This is a genomic window from Streptomyces sp. NPDC021212 (assembly GCF_044332925.1).
GTDB lineage: Bacteria > Actinomycetota > Actinomycetes > Streptomycetales > Streptomycetaceae > Streptomyces.
This window is the reverse complement of sequence record NZ_JBIRPZ010000031.1, coordinates 6,017-27,006: the sequence shown is the minus strand read 5'-3', so window position 1 is coordinate 27,006 and position 20,990 is coordinate 6,017. Positions and strand designations below refer to the sequence as shown.

1 protein-coding gene is annotated in these 20,990 nt (G+C 70.6%); it reads right to left on the bottom strand.

Annotated elements, in window-relative coordinates; all coding sequences use genetic code 11:
* Positions 1-3: 3 nt before the first annotated feature.
* Positions 4-20,970, bottom strand: a complete 20,967-nt coding sequence (locus tag ACH4SI_RS41795) for a type I polyketide synthase (protein WP_398306232.1) — start codon at positions 20,968-20,970, stop codon at positions 4-6.
* Positions 20,971-20,990 lie beyond the last annotated feature (20 nt).

Here is a 20,990-nt window from a genome sequence, read left to right as displayed (position 1 = left end):
GAATCATTCGCCGAGGGCGAGTTCTACGAGACTGTCGACGTCCATGTCGTCGATCGCGCCCCGCTCTTCGTCTCCGGGCCTGTCCACCGGCCCGTCTTCGGACCGGATGTGCGGGTACTGCTCCTGCGCGGGCGCGGCGGCCTCGGGGACCAACCGCGTCAGAAGGTGCTCGGTCAGCGCGGCCGGGCTCGGGTAGTCGAAGGTGACGGTGGCCGGCAGCCGCAGCCCGGTGGTGGACGTCAGCCGGTTGCGGAACTCCACCGCGCTCAGGGAGTCGAAGCCCGCTTCCATGAAGCCCTTGTCGACGTCGACGGCCTCCGGGCCGGAGTGCCCCAGCACGGCGGCCGCGTGGGCACGTACGGTCTCCAGCAGCACCCGCCCACGCTCCGCGACGGACAGGCTGACGAACCGCTGCTGGAAGGTGGCGGCCGCGTCCCGCACGGGGGCCTCGCCCGCCGTCCGGCGAGCCCGGCCCCGGACCAGGCCGCGCAGCAGCGCGGGCGGCTGCCCGGTGGTGGAGCGCAGGGCGGTGGTGTCCAGCCTCATCGGCAGCACCAAAGCCTCGTCCACCCGGTGGGCGGCGTCGAAGAGGGCGAGCCCCTGCCCGGTTGTGAGGGGAAGCAGGCCCGCACGGCCCATCCGGGCCAGATCTGCTCCGGCCAGCCGGCCCGTCATCGCGCTGGCCTCCTCCCACAGGCCCCAGGCCAGCGACCGCGCGGGCAGGCCCTCCGCCCGGCGCCGCACCGCCAACGCGTCCAGGAACGCATTGGCAGCCGCGTAGTTGCCCTGCCCCGGATTCCCGAACACACCAGCCGCCGAGGAGAACAACACGAACGCCGACAGGTCCAGCCCGCGCGTCAATTCATGCAGATTGACCGCCCCATCGACCTTCGACCGCAGCACTCGTCCGACCTGCTCAGCGGTCAACGCCTCGACCACCGCGTCATCAGTGACACCCGAGGCATGCACCACCGCCGTCAGCGGTTGACCGGCCGGAATCTCCGCCAGCAACGCCGCCACAGCCTCCCGGTCCGCCACATCACACGCCGCCACCGTGACATCCGCCCCGAGTTCGGCCAGCTCGGCCACCAACGCCGCGGCGCCCTCGGACTCCGCGCCCCGACGGCTCACCAGCAGCAACCGCCGCACCCCGTGCTCAACCACCAGATGCCTGGCCACCAAGGACCCCAGCGTCCCCGTACCACCGGTCAACAACACCGTGCCGGCCGGATCCCGCGACACCGCCGGACTCTCCCCAGCGGCAACGGCCCTGACCAGCTGCGGCACGTACAGGGCCCCGTCACGCAGCGCCACCTGCGGCTCACCGGACAGCAGAGCGGGCAGAAGTGCGGCGTTACTGTCCTTGGTGCCGTCGGTGTCGACCAGCACGAACCGGTCGGGATGCTCGGACTGTGCCGAGCGTACGAGTCCCCACCACGAGGAGTGAGCCAGGTCCGTCACGTTCTCCTCCACGTCCGTGGACACCGCGTGACGGGTCAGCACGGCCAGCCTGGAGGAGTCGAACCGGTCGTCGGACAGCCACTGCTGGAGTACGGTGAGCAGCTCGTTCGTGGCCCCGTCCACCGCACTCGCGAGATCGTGCGCCTGGTCCTGCCCCTCATCCGACGGGGCGGACAACAGCACCCCCTGCGGGACGGCGGCTCCCTTGTCGAGCGCGTCGGTCAACGCGGTCAGGTCCGGGTAGCTGCCGGAGACGACGCCGTCCTCTTCCGGCGCGAAGTCGGCGCCGGGCGGTGTGCCGATCAACGCCCATCGCCCCGGTTCGACCCGGCCGGGTTCGTCCGTGACGGTCTTCGACCACTTCAGCCGGAACAGCGAGTCGGCGATCCCTGGACGGGCCAGGTCGGCCGCGACCGGGCGCAGCTTCAGCGCGTCCACCGTGGCCACCGGGACACCCGAGCCGTCGGCGACGAGCAGCGACACCTCCTCGGGCGAAGCCATGTCCAGTCGCACCCGTAGTGCGGTGGCACCGGAGGCGTACAGCGTGACACCGCTCCAGGAGAAGGGCATCCGGTCGACCTGTGGCTCAGCCGCGTCAGCCGCCGACTGCCCGAGTGCGAGTCCGTGGAGGGCGGCGTCGAGCAGCGCCGGGTGGAGTCCGAAACGGCTCGCGACGGCGTGCTGGTCCTGTCCCAGCGCCACCTCGGCGAAGACCGTGTCGCCCTGACGCCAGGCGGCCCGCAGGCCTTGGAAGGCCGGACCGTAGCCGAAGCTGCTGTCGGCGATCCGTTCGTAGAGGTCGTCCACCATGAGCTCGGTGGCGCCCTCCGGCGGCCACACGGTCAGTGCGGAGGGTTCGGGGGCCGAGGTACTGGAGAGGATCCCGCTGGCGTGCCGGGTCCATTCCTCCTCGGGCCACAGCTCCTCGTGGTCCGTGGCGAGCCGCCCGTGGATGGTGAGTTCACGTCGGCCGGACTCGTCCGCCCGGCCCAGCCGGACCTGCACCTGAACCGCACCCCTGTCGGGCAGCACCAGCGGCGCTTCCAGCGTCAGCTCCTCCACATGGCCGCAGCCGACCTGGTCACCGGCCCATACCGCCAGTTCCACAAAGGCCGTGCCGGGCAGTACGACACTGCCGCCCACCTGGTGGTCGGCCAGCCAGCGATGGCTGCGCGCCGACAGCCGGCCGGTGAACAGATGGCCCTCGCCGTCGGCCAGCGGGACCGCGGCCCCCAGCAGCGGATGGTTCGCACCCGACAGGCCCGCGGAGCTGACATCAGTGGCCTGGGCACCGCTGTGCATCCAGTAGTGCTGGTGCTGGAAGGGGTAGGTGGGCAGTGGTGTGGCAGGCGCGGGACGGCGGTCGAGGTAGGTGGTCCAGTCGGGAACCGTGCCGGTGACGTGGAGCTGCGCCAGTGCGCTGAGCAGACCGGTCGTCTCGGACCGGTTCCTTCGCAGCGTCGCAACGGTGTGGACCGGGGCGGTCAGGCTCTCCTGGACCATGGCGGTCAGGGGAGCGTCGGGGCCGATCTCCAGGTAGGTGGTGACCCCCTGGCTGTGAAGGCTCTGGACGCCGTCGTGGAAACGCACCGCCTGACGCACATGACGGACCCAGTACTCGGCCGTGGTCAACTGCCCGGGCTCGGCAAGACGACCGGTGACGTTGGAGACGACCGGGATGACCGGCTCCGCGAAACGAACACCCATCACAACCTCACGGAACTGCTCCAGCATCGGCTCCATACGAGGCGAGTGGAAAGCATGACTGACCGTGAGCCGACGGACCTTGCGGCCCTGGTCCCGCCAGTGCCCGGCAACCGCCAGCACCGCTTCCTCATCACCCGACACCACGGTGGACTCCGGCCCGTTGACTGCCGCCACACCCAGCCGACCCTGCTCCAGCCAGGGAGCCAGCGAGGGCAGAACCTCCTCCTCGGACGCCTGGAGCGCCACCATCGCACCACCAGCGGGCAACGCCTGCATCAACTGCCCCCGCGCCACCACCAGACGAGCCGCGTCCTCCAACGAGAACACCCCCGCCACATGGGCCGCCGCGATCTCACCGACCGAATGACCGGCAACGTAATCCGGCCGGACACCCCACACCTCCAACGTCCGGTACAACGCGACCTCCAGCGCGAACAACGCCGGCTGCGCGAACCCCGTCCCATCGATCAGCCCCGCATCCACCCCATCCGCCTGCGCGAACACCGTGGCCGCCATCGGAATCGGCAGGTGTGCGTCGAGCGCGGTGCACACCTCGTCGAAGAACTCCCGGAACACCGGCAGCTGCCGGTAGAGCTCCCTGCCCATGCCCAGTCGCTGGCTGCCCTGCCCGGAGAACAGGAACGCCACCTTCTGTCCGGGCCTGGCGATACCGCGGACGACAGCCGGCCCGGCCTTCCCGCCCGCCAGCAGAACCAGCCCGTCCCGCAGGGCGTCGCGGTCCTCACCGAGCACCACCGCGCGGTGTTCAAGGGCCGCACGCGTGGTGACGAGGGAGGAAGCGATATCGGCCGGGCTCGGCCCGGGGCGCTCGTCGATGTACGCGGCGAGGCGTGCGGCCTGCTCACGCAGCGCGTCCTCGGTGGCAGCGGAGAGCACCCAGGGCATCACGGTGGGCGCCGCATCGGCGGGCGGTCCGGCCGTTTCCGGCTCGTCGTCCGCCGCAGGGGCCTGTTCCACGATGGTGTGCGCATTGGTGCCGCTGACACCGAAGGAGGAGATACCGGCCCGGCGGGGCCGGTCGGTCTCCGGCCAGGGCACCGCCTCGGTCAGCAGCTCCACCGCGCCTGCGTCCCAGTCCACGTGACTGGTCGGCCGGTCCACGTGAAGTGTTTGGGGGAGCACGCCGTGGCGGATTGCCTGAACCATCTTGATGACGCCCGCGACGCCTGCGGCTGCCTGCGTATGCGCGATGTTGGACTTGACCGAGCCCAGCAACAGGGGCCGGTCCGCCGGGCGGTCCTGGCCGTAGGTGGCGATCAGCGCCTGGGCCTCGATCGGGTCGCCCAGCCGGGTCCCGGTGCCATGGGCCTCGACGGCCTCGATGTCGCTGCCGGTCAGCCCGGCGTTGGCGAGTGCCTGACGGATGACGCGTTGCTGTGAGGGACCATTGGGCGCGGTGAGGCCGTTGCTCGCGCCGTCCTGGTTGACCGCGCTGCCGCGCACGACGGCCAGCACCGGGTGCCCGTTGCGGCGGGCGTCCGACAGACGCTCCACCAGCAGCACACCGACACCCTCACCCCAGCCCGTACCATCCGCGCCCTCCGCGAACGCCTTGCACCGCCCATCAGCGGCCAGTCCACGCTGACGACTGAACTCGATGAAAGCCGCCGGAGTGGACATCACCGACACGCCTCCCGCCAGGGCAACGGAGCATTCGCCGTTGCGCAGCGCCTGGACGGCGAGGTGCAGGGCAACCAGTGAGGACGAACAGGCGGTGTCCACCGTGACGGCCGGCCCCTCCAGGCCGAACGTGTACGACAGACGGCCGGAGATCACGCTGGCCGCGTTACCGGCCAGCAGATACCCCTCCACGCCGATCGGTTCCTGGGGCACGTGGCGGGTGTAGTCCTGGCCGTTGGTCCCGACGAAAACTCCGGCCCGGCTGCCACGTAGCGACGTGGGATCGATGCCCGCCCGCTCGAAGACCTCCCATGCCGTCTCCAGCAGCAGCCGCTGCTGCGGGTCCATGGCCAGCGCCTCACGCGGCGAGATCCCGAACAGCGCCGCGTCAAAACCGGCTACGTCGGACATGAACGCGCCGCTGCGGGAGTACGTGGTCCCTGGGTGATCCGGGTCCGGGTCGTACAGGGCGTCGACGTCCCAGTCCCGGTCGTCGGGGAACTCGGTGATCGTGTCCTCACCGGCGAGCAGCAGCTGCCACAACTCCTCCGGGGAGGAGACACCGCCGGGGAACCGGCAGCTCATCGACACGATGGCGATGGGTTCGTCGTCAAGTCCGGCCGTACCACGAGGTCCGCCTGCCGGATCGGCGCCGGGGGACGGATCCCGCGTCGGCCCCTCGTCCGAACCGGTCGCCTGAGCGCACAGGTGATCGGCGAGCACGGCAGCGCTCGGATAGTCGAACACCAGGGTGGTGGGCAGCCGCAGCCCGGTGGCCGCGGCCAACCGGTTACGCAACTCGACGGCGGTCAGTGAGTCGAAGCCCAGCTCGCGCAGGGCCCGGCCGGGCTCGATCGACTCCGCACCGGCGTGACCGAGTACCGCAGCCACGTGCGTACGGACCAGGTCGAGCACGAGTCGCCGCTGCTCGGGCGCCGGGCGTCCAGCGAGGCGCTCTGCCAGCCGGGACGAGCCCTGCCCCGCCGTGCCGCCGGGGGCACCGGCCGCGTCGTCGGCGTCACGGGCCCGGGCGATCTCCGGCAGGTCCGCGAGCCATGGTCGCGGGGTGACTGCGGTGATGTAGCGCTGCCAGTCGACGTCGGCGACGACCACTGCGGTCTCCGCCCTGTCCAGCGTCTGTTGCAGCGCCGTGATCGCCAGCTGCGGGCGCATGGGGACCACTCCTCCGTGGCGCAGCCGTTCCTCGACCACGGTGTCGCCCACAGCCAGCCCACCGCCGTCCCACGCTCCCCAGGCGATCGAATGGGCCACCAGGCCGTCGGCCCTGCGCTGTTCGGCCAGGGCGTCCAGGTAGGCGTTGGCGGCCGCGTAGTTGCCCTGTCCTGCGCTACCGAGCACGCCGGCGGCGGACGAGAACAACACGAATGCCGACAGGGGCGCGTCCTTCGTCAACTCGTGCAGGTGCCGCGCGGCGGCCACCTTCGGCAGCAGAACCGACTCCAGCCGCGCGGGGTCCAGGCCGTCCAGCACCCCGTCGTCGAGGACTCCGGCGGTGTGGACCACCGAGGTGGGTGTGTGCTCGGCGAGGAGCGCGGCGACCGCGTCCCGGTCCGCCATGTCACAGGCGGCCAGTGTCACTTCCGTCCCGAGGCTGAGCAGTTCGTCCGCCAGCTCGGCCGCACCGGGCGCCGAGCCGCCGCGACGGCTGGTCAGCACCAGATGCTCGGCGCCGCCACGGGCCAGCCACCGGGCGACCTCCGCGCCCAGCGCTCCGGTACCGCCGGTCACCAGGACCGTTCCCTCGGGCTTCCACCGCGCATCGTCCGGTACCCGGCTCGCGGGTACTCGTACGAGCCTGCGCACGAGGATTCCCGACGCGCGTACGGCGAGTTGGTCCTCCTCGCCCGCAGCGGCAAGTACTGTCACCAGCCTGTCCAGAGCGCGCGGGTCGAGGGTTACGGGCAGATCGACCAGACCACCCCAGCGTTCCGGGTGTTCCAGGGCGACCACGCGTCCAAGCCCCCAGACCGAGGCCTGCTCGGGATTCGCCAGCCGGTCGGACCGGCCGACGGAGACCGCCCCGCTCGTGCCCAGCCACAGAGGGGCATCGACCTGCTCGTCGCCCAGTGCCTGGACGAGGGCCAGGGTCGCGGCCAGCCCGCCGGGCACCACATCCTGCCCGGGGAGAGGACGTTCATCGGTAGCCAGCAGGGACAGCACTCCGGTCGGCGGGCCCGCCTCCGCCGCGGCGGCCCGGAGTTTCGGTTCGAGCGCCGCGCGGTCGTCAGCGGCCGGGTCCACCTCGACCAGGACCGTCCGCGCACGGCCGGAGGCCTCCAGCGCGCCCCGCACGGCGTGTGCCCTCTGCCTGTCTGCCTCCCCGGCATCGGCGGGAACGACCACCCACCAGGTGCCCGAGACGGAATCCGGTACCGACGCGGGGGCGCGGAACGGCTTCCACTCGATCCGGTAACGCCAGCCGTCCACCGAGGACTCCTCACGCTGCCGGAGCCGCCAGGACGACAGCGCGGACATCACGGAGTCGAAGGGCGTCTCGGCGGTGACGCCGAGCGTATCGGCCAACGTCTGCCAGTCCTCGCCGTCGACGGCGTCCCAGAAGCCGCTTTCGACAGCGTCGGTGTCGGCTCCCCGCCCAGCAGGCGGCTCCGCCGCGTCCAGCCAGTAGCGTTCGTGCTGGAAGGGGTAGGTGGGCAGGGAGATGGTCCGGGGGTCGGTGCCGGCGAAGGCCGGGGCCCAGTCGACGGCGAGTCCTTGGGCGTGGGCCCGGGCCAGCGAGGTGAGGAAGTGCCGGAGGCTGCCCTCCTCGCGCCGGAGGGTGGCCAGGGTCATGGCCGGGGCCATGCTCTCCTCGATGGTCTGCTGCAGACCGATGGTCAGGACCGGGTGTGGGCTGACCTCGACGAAGCTGTGATGCCCTTCGTCCAGGAGGGTGCGGGTGGCTGCTTCGAACTCCACGGTCTGGCGCAGGTTCTGGTACCAGTACTCGCCATCCATCGTGGTGGTGTCCAGCCAGGTGCCGGTGACCGTGGACAGCACGGGAACGCGTGCGGCACGCGGGCGGATCACGGCGAGGTCGGCCAGGAGCCGTTCATGGATCGCTTCGACGTGATGTGTGTGCGAGGCATAGTCGACCGGAACACGACGGGCCCTGGTCCCGTCCGCCTCGCATGCCGCGACCAGTTCATCGAGTGCGTCGGGATCTCCGGCGACGACCACGGACTGCGGGCCATTGACCGTGGCGATCGAGATCCGCCCCTCCCAGGGACCGATCAACGTCACGGTCTCCTCACGGGAGGCTCCCACCGAGACCATCCCGCCCCGCCCGGCAAGGACTTCCGCGATGGCCCGGCTGCGCAGTGCAACGATCCGTGCCGCGTCGTCCAGGCTCAGGGCTCCCGCCGCGCACGCCGCGGCGATCTCACCCTGCGAATGACCCAGCACCGCGTCCGGTTCCACACCGTGGGCCCGCCACAGTTCGGCGAGGGAGACCATGACCGCCCACAGGACCGGCTGGACGACGTCCACGCGGTCCAGTGACGCGGCGCCTTCCGCTTGGCGCAGGACGTCGTCCAGCGACCAGTCCACGAACGGCTCCAGAGCCTGCGCACAGGCAGCCATGTGTCCGGCGAAGACCTCCGAACTCTCCAGGAGCTCCACCGCCATACCCGCCCACTGCGACCCCTGACCAGGAAAGACGAACACCGTCTTGCCGGGGGTCTGCGCGATGCCCCGTGCAAGGTGAGGAGCGGGAAGGTCCTCGGCCAGCGCGTCCAGAGCGGCAAGCGCCTCGTCCCGCTCACCGGTGACGAAAACACCGCGTTCGGCGTGAACGGTCCGGGTCGTGAGCAGGGAATGCGCCACATCAACCGGACGCAGATCCACATCGGCCCGCAGATGAACCGCAAGACGCCGGGCCTGCGCGGCCAGAGCCGGCCCCGTCTTCGCCGACAGCAGCCACGGCACCGGCCGGCCGGCCTCCGCCACCTGCGCCGACTCCGAGACCTGCGCCAACTGCCCGGTCTGCGCGGACTCCGATATCTGCGGGGACTGCGCCAGTTGCTCGGACGGCCCGGTCTGTGCGGGCTGCAGGGCGGGAGCGGGCTGCGGAGCGTGTTCGATGACAACATGCGCGTTGGTCCCGCTCACGCCGAACGAGGAGACAGCAGCGCGTCGTGGCCGGTCGGTCTCGGGCCAGGGCACCGCCTCGGTCAGCAGCTCCACCGCGCCTGCGTCCCAGTCGACCTGCCGCGACGGCTGGTCGATATGGAGCGTGCGGGGCAGAGTCCCGTGACTCATGGCCTGGACCATCTTGATGACCCCGGCCACACCCGCGGCGGCCTGGGTGTGGCCGATGTTCGACTTCAACGACCCCAGCCACAAAGGCCGGTCCGCCGGACGGTCCTGCCCATAGGTGGCGATCAGCGCCTGGGCCTCGATCGGGTCACCCAGCCGGGTCCCCGTGCCATGAGCCTCGACGGCCTCGATGTCGCTGCCGGTCAGCCCGGCGTTGGCGAGTGCCTGACGGATGACGCGTTGCTGTGAGGGACCATTGGGCGCGGTGAGGCCGTTGCTCGCGCCGTCCTGGTTGACCGCGCTGCCGCGCACGACGGCCAGCACCGGGTGCCCGTTGCGGCGGGCGTCCGACAGACGCTCCACCAGCAGTACACCCGCACCCTCACCCCAGCCCGTACCATCCGCGCCCTCCGCGAACGCCTTGCACCGCCCATCAGCGGCCAGTCCACGCTGCCGGCTGAACTCGATGAACGTGGCCGGGGTCGACATCACCGCCACACCACCCGCCAACGCCATCGAACACTCACCACTGCGCAACGCCTGAACCGCCAGGTGCAGAGCAACCAGCGACGACGAACACGCCGTGTCCACCGTGACCGCCGGCCCCTCCAGACCGAACGTGTACGACACCCGCCCCGACGCCACACTCCCCGCACTACCGCCACCGAGATAGCCCTCAATGCCTTCGGGCTGCGCAAGGGGACGCGTGCCGTAGTCGTTGTACATGACACCGACGAAGACGCCGGTGGAGCTGCCCTTCAACGTGGAAGGATCGATCCCCGCCCGTTCGATCGCTTCCCAGCTGGTTTCCAGCAGCAGCCGCTGCTGCGGATCGGTGGCCAGCGCCTCACGCGGCGAGATCCCGAAGAACCCCGCGTCGAAGTCCGCCGCGTCGTAGAGGAAGCCGCCTTCCCGTGCGTAGAACGTGCCGGGGTGGTCGGGGTCGGGGTGGTACAGGCTCTCCAGGTTCCAGCCACGGTCGGCCGGGAACTCCGAGATCCCGTCACGCCCCTCGGCCACCAGCCGCCACAGATCCTCCGGAGACGCCACCCCACCCGGATAACGGCAGGCCATCCCCACGATCGCGATCGGCTCGTCCTGCACCACCCCGGTGACCGGCTGATTTCGGACGGCGACCGCTCCCTTGGCCCCGACGGCCTCCGACCGCAGATACTCGGCGAGCACGGTCGGCGTCGGGTAGTCGAAGACCAGCGTGGCCGGCAGCTTCAGCCCGGTCGCGGTCGCGAGTTCGTTCCGCAGCGCGACGGCCAACAGCGAATCAAAGCCGAGGTCCCGGAACGCACGATGGGCGTCGACCTCGTGGGCACCCGAGTACCCGAGTACCGAGGCGACATGAGTGCTGACCAGCCCGAGCAGCAACTCGTGCCACTCGTCCTCGGGCAGCCGCGCGAGCTGTTGGGCCAGGGCCGGGCCCTCGGCCGTGGACGTCGACCTGACGGCCCGCCGGACCGGCCCGCGTACCAGGGACCGCAGCAGGGCGTGCAGCGGTTCGCCTGAGGTACGGGCCCGGTTCTCCCACACCTTCACGTCCAGATTGATTGGTACCAGGAGCACTTCGTCGGCGGTAACAGCCGCGTCGAACAGCTTGAGCCCGTCCTCGGAGGAGATCGGTGCGGCGCCCGAGGCCTGGTAGCGGGCGAGGTCGGCCGTGTCCAGGTGCCCGGTCATCCCACTGGCCTCCGCCCACAGTCCCCACGCCAGGGACTGGCCGCTCAGGCCGTTGGCCCGCCGGTATTGGGCCAGTGCGTCGAGGAAGGCGTTGGCGGCCGCGTAGTTGCCCTGCCCGGCGGTACCGAAGGTGGCCGTGGCGGATGAGAACAGTACGAACGCGGAGAGTGGGGTGTCCCGGGTGAGCTCGTGGAGGTTGAGTGCGGCGTCGACCTTGGGACGGAGGACCGTGTCGATGCGCTCGGGGGTGAGGGAGGTGAGGGCGGCGTCGTCGAGGACGCCGGCGGTGTGGACGACACCTGCCAGAGGGTGCTCGGCCGGGATGGTGTCCAGCAGCGCGGCCAGGGCATCCCGGTCGGCCGCGTCACAGGCCACGACGGTGACGTCCGCGCCCAAAGCGGTGAGTTCGGCCGCCAGCTCCGCCGCACCGGGCGCCTCCGGCCCCCGCCTGCTGGTGAGCAGCAGATGACGGACACCGTGCTCGGCGACCAGGTGACGGGCGACAAGCCCACCCAGCGTTCCGGTCCCGCCGGTGATCAACACCGTACCGTCGGCATCCCAGGTATCGGGTATCTCCGGCGCATCGGCGGTGGGAACCGCGACGGAGCCAAGACGGGGCACCTTCACCCGGCCACCCCGCAGCGCCAGTTGCGGCTCATCGAAAACCGCGGTCGCCGCGCCGAGAACAGCCCGGGACTCGTCCCAGTCATCGACGTCGATCAGCGAGAACCTGCCAGGGTGCTCGGCCAGCGCCGAAAGAACCAGCCCCCGGACCGACGCACCCACCAGGTCGGTCACCTCCTCCCCGGCCGAAACCGCCACCGCACCACGCGTCACCACCACCAGGCGCGACCCGTCGAAACGGTCGTCCGACAACCACGACTGCAGCAGTTCCAGCGCGCGACCGGTCGAGGCCCGCACATCATCGGCGGACGCCGACGCGACGGGCGGGCACGTCAAGAAGACCAGCTCCGGGATGTCGCCGGCCTCGGCCACCGCCGCGAGATCAGCGAAGGACCTGGCCCGGAGAGCAGCGCCGATTCCCAGCGTGTCCGGGCCGAGCACCGCGGCACTGCTCAACCTCCCGTGGACCGGCACGGGAAGCGCGGTCCAGTTGATCCGGTAGAGGGAGTCCTGGCGTCGGCCGAAGGCACCCGCCGACTGGTCGGCCGCCACCGGGCGCGCCACCATCGAGTCGACGGTGACCACGGGCGCACCGGTCTCGTCGGCCGCCTCGATACGCACGCCGCCGGAGCCGACCCCGGCCCGGGTCAGCCGCACCCGGAGCATCGTGGCTCCCGACGCGTACAGCGACACCCCGGTCCACGCGAACGGCAACCAAGTCTCCGACAGTTCCTCGGTCTCCGCAGCGTCCAGCGCGAGCAGGTGCAGCGTGGCATCCAGCAGCGCCGGGTGCACTGCGAACCGATCGGCGTCCTCGTGCTCGGTGTCGGGCAGCCGGATCTCGGCGAAGAGCTCCTCGCCCTGCTGCCAGACCGCCCGCACCCCCTGGAACACCCGGCCGTATTCCAGACCGGAACCGGCGAGCCGTTCGTACAGTCCGTCGTGCTCCAACCGCCGGGCGGCGGTTGGCGGCCAGACACCGAAGTCGAACTCCGCCGAGGTGTCCTGCGGAGCGAGCACACCGGTGGCGTTCCGCGTCCAGGGCACATCGTCCGGTGCGTCCTCGTGCCGGGAGTCGACGGTCAGCTGCCGCAGACCGCTGCCGTCCGGGGCGGAGACGGCAGCCTGGATCTGTATGCCGCCGCGCTCCGGGATGAACAGGGGAGATTCGATGGTCAGTTCCGCCACCTTGGCGCAGCCGACCTGGTCACCGGCGTGTACGGCAAGCTCCACGAACGCTGTACCCGGCAGCAGAACCTCCCCGCGCACGGCGTGGTCGGTGAGCCATGGGTGTGTTTCGCGGGAGAGCCTCCCGGCCAGGACGAGACCCCCCACGTCCGCCAGTGGCACGGTCACGCTCAGCAGCGGGTGGTCGGCGCCGCTGAGCCCGACGGCACGGACGTCGCCGACCTTGACCGCACTGATCCGCGGCCAGTAGCGCTCGTGCTGGAAGGGATAGGTGGGCAGGTCCGTGTGGCGGGCCTCGGGGTAGAGGACGGGCCAGTGCGGGGTCAGGCCACGGGTGACGAGTTCTGCGAGGGCGAGTTGCAAATGCCCGAGGTGTCCGTGATCGCGTCGCAGGGTTCCGGTCGCGACAGCGGGAGTGTCCGTGGCGTCGAGGGTCTCCTGGATCGCGGTGGTCAGCACAGGGTGGGGACTGACCTCGACAAAGAAGCGATGCCCTTCGTCCAGGAGGGTGCGGGTGGCTGCTTCGAACTCGACGGTCTGGCGCAGGTTCTGGTACCAGTACTCGGCGTCCATCGTGGTGGTGTCCAGCCAGGTGCCGGTGACCGTGGATAGCACGGGGACGCGTGCGGCACGCGGGCGGATCACGGCGAGGTCGGCCAGGAGCCGTTCATGGATTGCTTCGACGTGGTGCGTGTGAGAGGCGTAGTCGACCGGGATCCGGCGGTTGCGGATATCACGGGTCTGCAGCTCGGCACGCAGTTCGTCCAGTGCGTCGGGATCTCCGGCGACGACCACGGACTGCGGGCCGTTGACCGTGGCGATCGAGATCCGCCCCTCCCAGGGACCGATCAAAGCCGCGACCTCGGTGACCGGAGCGGCCACCGACAGCATTCCACCGTGTCCTGCGAGGACTTCCGCGATGGCCCGGCTGCGCAGTGCAACGATCCGTGCCGCGTCGTCCAGGCTCAGGGCTCCCGCCGCGCACGCCGCGGCGATCTCTCCCTGGGAGTGCCCCACCACCGCGTCCGGTTCCACGCCGTGGCCCCGCCACAGTTCGGCGAGGGAGACCATGACCGCCCACAGGACCGGCTGGACGACGTCCACGCGGTCCAGTGACGCGGCCCCTTCCGCTTGGCGCAGGACGTCGTCCAGCGACCAGTCCACGAACGGCTCCAGAGCCTGCGCACAGGCAGCCATGTGTCCGGCGAAGACCTCCGAACTCTCCAGGAGCTCCACCGCCATACCCGCCCACTGCGACCCCTGACCAGGAAAGACGAACACCGTCTTGCCGTCGAGGTCGGCAAGCCCCTCGACCACCGCGGCGTCCGGGGAACCCGCGGCGAGCGCGGCGAGGACCTGGCGGTCACCGTGACCGTCGGCAACGACGACAGCGCGGTGGGGGAACACCGAACGGGTCGTGACCAGGGACCAGCCGACATCCACAGGACGAAGCCCGGACCTGTCCTCCACATGTGACAACAGGCGCGCCGCCTGATCCCGCACCGCCGCCACCGATTTACCCGACAGCAGCCACGGCACTGGCCGGCCGGCCTCCGCCACCTGCGCCGACTCCGACACCTGCGGGGCCTGTGCCAGCTGCGGGGACTGTGCGGGTTGGGGGGCGTGTTCGATGATGACGTGTGCGTTGGTCCCGCTGACCCCGAACGAGGAGACAGCAGCGCGTCGTGGCCGGTCGGTCTCGGGCCAGGGCACCGCCTCGGTCAGCAGCTCCACCGCGCCTGCGTCCCAGTCGACCTGCCGCGACGGCTGGTCGATATGGAGCGTGCGGGGCAGAGTCCCGTGACTCATGGCCTGGACCATCTTGATGATCCCGGCCACACCCGCGGCGGCCTGGGTGTGGCCGATGTTCGACTTCAGTGAGCCCAGCCACAAAGGCCGGTCCGCCGGACGGTCCTGCCCATAGGTGGCGATCAGCGCCTGGGCCTCGATCGGGTCACCCAGCCGGGTCCCGGTGCCATGAGCCTCGACGGCCTCGATGTCGCTGCCGGTCAGCCCGGCGTTGGCGAGTGCCTGACGGATGACGCGTTGCTGTGAGGGACCATTGGGCGCGGTGAGGCCGTTGCTCGCGCCGTCCTGGTTGACCGCGCTGCCGCGCACGACGGCCAGTACCGGGTGCCCGTTGCGGCGGGCGTCCGACAGACGCTCCACCAGCAGTACACCGGCACCCTCACTCCAACCGGTACCGTCCGCGCCCTCCGCGAACGCCTTGCACCGTCCATCAGCGGCCAGTCCACGCTGCCGGCTGAACTCGATGAACGTGGCCGGGGTCGACATCACCGCCACACCACCCGCCAACGCCATCGAGCACTCACCACTGCGCAATGCCTGGACAGCCAGGTGCAGAGCAACCAGCGACGACGAACACGCCGTGTCCACCGTGACCGCCGGCCCCTCCAGACCGAACGTGTACGACACCCGCCCCGACGCCACACTCCCCGCACTACCGCTGGCCGCATGGCCCTCGAAAACCTCAGCCGACTGCTGCATGGCCGTGCCGTAGTCGTTGTACATGACACCGACGAAGACGCCGGTGGAGCTGCCCTTCAACGTGGAAGGATCGATCCCCGCCCGTTCGATCGCTTCCCAGCTGGTTTCCAGCAGCAGCCGCTGCTGCGGATCGGTGGCCAGCGCCTCACGCGGCGAGATCCCGAAGAACCCCGCGTCGAACTCCGCCGCCTCGTGCAGGAACCCCCCGGCACGGGTGTAGCTGGTCCCCGCGTGGTCGGGGTCGGGGTGGTACAGGCCCTCCAGATTCCAGCCACGGTCGGCCGGGAACTCCGAGATCCCGTCACGCCCCTCGGCCACCAGCCGCCACAGATCCTCCGGAGACGCCACCCCACCCGGATAACGGCAGCCCATCCCCACGATCGCGATCGGCTCGTCATCCACGGCCCCGGTGACCGGAGAGAGCACGGCCTCGTCGCGGACGCCCAGCAACTCCCCGTACAGATGATCCGTCAGAGCCGCCGGCGTCGGGTAGTCGAAGACCAGCGTGGCCGGCAGCCGCAACCCCGTCGCACCGTGCAGCGCGTTACGCAGCTCCACCGCCGTCAGCGAATCGAAGCCGCTGTCCTTGAAAGGCCGGGACTCCTCGACGCTGTCCGGGTCCGCATAACCCAGCACCGTCGCGGCATGACCACGCACCAGATCCAGCAGCTCCGCCCGGCACTCCGCCTCGCCCAGCCCCGACAACCGCTGTTTCAGCGAGGTGGCGGCGGATGTCTCGTGCGAGGCTCCGGCCCGGCGGCGTGACCGCTCGCGTACCAGCCCGCGCAACATCTCCGGCACCGCGGCACCGGACTCCCGCAGCGCGGAGGTGTCCAGCCGCATGGGAGCCACCAACGGGTCGACCCCCGCCACCGCGAGATCGAACAGGTTCAGGCCCTGCTCCTGGCTGAGCGGCAGCACACCGCCGCGTGCCATCCGCTTGATGTCGCCCGCATCCAGCGTCTCGGTCATTCCGCCGGTCTGGTCCCAGGCGCCCCAGGCCAGCGACACGCCTGGCAGCCCCTGCCTCTTCCGTAGCTGCGCCAGTGCGTCGAGGAAGGCGTTGGCGGCCGCGTAGTTGCCCTGGCCCGCGCCACCGAGGGTTCCGGCGACGGAGGAGAAGAGCACGAAGTGGGTCAGACCGAGAGGAGCGGTCAGCTCGTGGAGGTTGAGTGCGGCGTCGACCTTGGGACGGAGCACCGTGTCGATGCGCTCGGGGGTGAGGGAGGTGACGGTGGCGTCGTCGAGGACGCCCGCCGTGTGAACGACACCCGTCAGAGGATGCTCGGCCGGAACGGTGTCCAGCAGCCCGGCCAGCGCATCCCGGTCGGCCGCGTCACAGGCCACGACGGTGACGTCCGCGCCCAAAGCGGTGAGTTCGGCCGCCAGCTCCGCCGCACCGGGCGCCTCCGGCCCCCGCCTGCTGGCGAGCAGCAGATGACGGACACCGTGCTCGGCGACCAGGTGACGGGCGACAAGCCCACCCAGCGTCCCGGTCCCGCCGGTGATCAACACCGTACCGTCAGCACCCCAACCTGGGTCGGGGTCCGGTACCGCAGCACTTTTGGCGAGCCGGAAGCTCCCCAGCCGCCCGTCCCTCAGGACCAGTTGTGCCTGATCGGCCAGGACGGCCTCCGGCAGTTCGGCGACAGCGTCCGGGTCCTCCAGATCGAGGAGCGCGAACCTGCCGGGGTTCTCGGTCTGGGCCGAACGGACCAGACCCCAGACTGCGGAGTGTTCCAGGTCGTGCAGATCGCCCTGGCCACCGGTAGCCACCGCGCCGCGGGTGACGAAGACCAGACGCGAGTCGGTGAAACGGTCGTCGCCCAGCCAGCTCTTGATGAGAGCGGCGGCCCGATGCGTCGCCGCGTGCGTGGCGGCGGCCGTGTCGACGGGCGGTGTATCGCCGGGGAGGAAGGGTGCCAGTACGGCGGCGGGGACCGACCGGCCCGATTCGCAGGTCTCGGAGAGCGCCGCGAGGTCGGAGTACCGCTGCGTGGAGGATTTGGGCCAGGCCGGAACGGTGGTGAGGTCCGGGTCGTTCGGAGCGAGCACGGCGCAGTCGGACAGGTGGATGGTCCGGTTGCCGTCCCGGAGTTCGGCCCACTCCAACCCCACGGTGAACACCGCGTCGTGGTGGCTGGTGCTTCCTGCGATCTGGTCGGTGGTCATCGGCCGGACGGTCAGTGAGTCGACGGTGGCGACCGGGTGGCCCTCGGTGTCGGCGACGAGCAGCGCCATGGTGTCGGGACCAGTACTGGACACCTTGACGCGCAGCGCCGAGGCACCGGCCGCGTACAGCGACACCCCGGTCCAGGCGAACGGCAACAGCCGCTCGGCCCCGGCCTCGTAACCCTGGAGGGAGGACGCCTGCAGCGCGGCGTCGAGGAGCGCGGGGTGGAGCTCATAGTCGTCGGTGTCGGTCTGGTGGCCGGCGGGTATCTCGACCTCGGCGTAGATGTCGTCGCCGAGTGTCCAGGCAGCGCGCAGGCCCTGGAAGACCGGTCCGTATCCGTAGCCGCGTTCGGCGAGCCTCTCGTAGAGTCCGTCGATCGGTATGGGGGTTGCGTGCGGCGGCGGCCAGGGGGTGAGGTCGGCGGGCGGATCGGTCGTCTCGACGGTGAGCATTCCGCTGGCGTTGAGGGTCCACTGTTCGTCGCCGGTCGTGTCCGAGGTGCTGGAGTGGATGTGCACCGGGCGGCGGCCGTCGTCGGCCGGGGCGCCGACGGTGACCTGGATCCGGACGGCGCCCTGCTCGGGCAGCGTCAGCGGCGTGAGCAGGGTGAGTTCGTCGATGCGGCCGCAACCGGCGTGATCCCCGGCGCGTACGGCGAGTTCCACAAAGGCGGTGCCCGGCAGCAGGACCGCACCGCCGATGCGGTGGTCGCCGATCCAGGCGGGCGACCCCTGTGACAGCCTGCCGGTGAGCAGGATGCTGCCGTCGACGGCGGTGGTGGTGGCCGCGCTGAGCAGGGGGTGGTCGGGCGAGGTGAGCCCAGCCGCGCGGACGTCGCCGGCATGGGCCGTGGGGCTGAGCCAGAAGGACTGGTGCTGGAAGGCGTATGTGGGCAGCGTGGCGAACGTGTCGGACGTGCTCTGTCCCGTACCGGTGCTGGTGAAGTACGCGCGCCAGTCGATCGGGACGCCATGCGCGTGCAGCTCGGCGATTGCGGCGAGCGCGCTGGGGGTTTCGGAACGTTCGCGCCTCAAGAGGGGTGCGACAGTGAGGTGGCCCTCGGCGTCGGCCAGGCAGTTGCGGACCATCGCCGAGAGTTGCCCGTCGGGGCCGATCTCCAGGAACACGGTCACGTCCTCGGCCTGAAGGCTCTGGACGCCGTCGTGGAAACGCACCGCCTGACGCACATGACGGACCCAGTACTCGGCCGTGGTCAACTGCCCGGGCTCGGCAAGACGACCGGTGACGTTGGAGACGACCGGGATGACCGGCTCCGCGAAACGAACACCCTCCACAACCTCACGGAACTGCTCCAGCATCGGCTCCATACGAGGCGAGTGGAAAGCATGACTGACCGTGAGCCGACGGACCTTGCGACCCTGCGCGCGCCAGTGCCCGGCAACCGCCAGCACCGCTTCCTCATCACCCGACACCACGGTGGACTCCGGCCCGTTGACTGCCGCCACACCCAGCCGACCCTGCTCCAGCCAGGGAGCCAGCGAGGGCAGAACCTCCTCCTCGGACGCCTGGAGCGCCACCATCGCACCACCAGCCGGCAACGCCTGCATCAACTGCCCCCGCGCCACCACCAGACGAGCCGCGTCCTCCAACGAGAACACCCCCGCCACATGGGCCGCCGCGATCTCACCGACCGAATGACCGATGAGGAAGTCCGGTCTGACACCCCAGGATTCGACCAGCCGGAACAGGGCCACTTCGAGGGCGAACAGCGCCGGTTGTGTGTAGGCGGTCTGATGGAGCAACGCGCCGAGGTCGCTGTCGTGCGGGGCGAGTACGACATCGCGAAGCGGGTGCTCCAGGTGCGGGTCGACCTGGGCGCAGACCGCTTCGAAAGCCTCGGCGAAGACCGGGAACGCCTGGTGGAGTTCGCGGCCCATGTCGGGCCGCTGGGAACCCTGACCGGAGAAAAGGAACGCGGTCCGTGCACCGGCCACGACGGTTCCGCTCACCACTCCGGGAGCTGTCCGGTCCTCGGTAAGCGCGTCGAGACCGGCTATGAAGCCCGCGTGGTCGGCTGCCACCACGACGGCACGATGTTCCAGCGCCGCCCGGGTGGTGGCAAGCGAGAAGCCGATCTCGGCCGGACGGATTCCGGTGTTGTCGGCGGCGTACGACCTCAGACGGTCCGCCTGCGCCCGCAGCGCGGCAGCGTTGTGCCCGGACAGCAGCCAGGGAACCGGCCGCTGTCCGGTGGCCGGCGCCGTTGGGCCTGGGACGGCAGCGCCATCCGGTGCGCCGGGCTCTTCAGCACGGGATCCGCCGGAGTGGGACGCCGTCCGTGGCGGAGACCACTGTTCGATGATGACGTGGGCGTTGGTGCCGCTGATTCCGAAGGAGGAGATACCGGCCCGGCGGGGCCGGTCGACCTCGGGCCAGGGTGTGGCCTCGGTCAGCAGCTCCACCGTGCCCGCCTCCCAGTCGACCTGAGGGGAGGGCTGGTCGACGTGGAGGGTGCGGGGCAGAGTCCCGTGACTCATGGCCTGGACCATCTTGATGACCCCGGCCACACCCGCGGCGGCCTGGGTGTGGCCGATGTTGGACTTCAGCGCGCCCAGCCATAACGGCCGGTCCGTCGGCCGGGCCTGCCCATAGGTCGCGATCAGCGCCTGCGCCTCAATCGGGTCACCCAGCCGGGTTCCCGTGCCATGCGCCTCCACGGCATCGACATCCGTTCCCGTCAGCCGGGCATGGGCCAGCGCCTGCTGGATCACCCGCTGCTGCGAAGGACCATTGGGCGCCGTCAGACCATTGCTGGCCCCGTCCTGGTTGACGGCACTGCCGCGCACGACAGCCAGCACCCGGTGACCCTTGCGGTGCGCGTCCGACAGACGCTCCACCAGCAGCACACCGACACCCTCGCTGAAGCCGGCGCCGTCGGCGTTCGAGCTGAAGGACTTGCAGCGTCCGTCCGGTGCCAGGCCCCGCTCCCGGCTGAACCTGGTGAAGGCTTCCGGCGTGGCCATGACGGTGACGCCGCCGGCCACCGCCAGCGTGCACTCACCGTTGCGCAGGGCCTGCGCGGCCAGGTGCAGCGCCACCAGCGACGAGGAGCAGGCCGTGTCCACCGTCATGGCTGGCCCTTCCAGGCCGAAGGCGTAGGCGACACGCCCGGACACCACGCTGACCGCGGTGCCGGTCATCAGATGCCCCTCGGAGACCTCTGCCGACAACTGCTGTCCGGCGGCGTAGTCCTGGTGGCTGATGCCGGCGAACACCCCGGTCCGACTGCCACGGAGCGACACCGGATCGATCCCGGCGCGCTCGAAGACCTCCCAAGTCGTCTCGAGCAGCAGCCGCTGCTGTGGGTCCATGGCCAGTGCCTCACGCGGCGAAATCCCGAAGAACGTCGCGTCGAACTCCGCGACACCGTCAAGGAAGTTGCCGTTCCGGACGTAGGACTTGCCGGGCCGGTCCGGGTCCGGGTCGTACAGGTCTTCGAGATTCCAGCCGCGGTCCGTCGGGAAGCCCGAGATCGTTTCCTGCCCCTCCGCGACCAGCCGCCACAGATCCTCGGGGGACCGCACTCCCCCCGGGTACCGGCAGGCCATGCCCACGATCGCGATGGGCTCCGGCTCCGCGGCCTCCAGTTCTGCCACCCGGCGGCGGCTCTGCTGGAGTTCGGCGGTGGCCTTCTTCAGATAGGAGAAGAGCTTGTCTTCATTGGTCTCTGCTTTGGGCACAGCGGTCTCATCCGTCATCG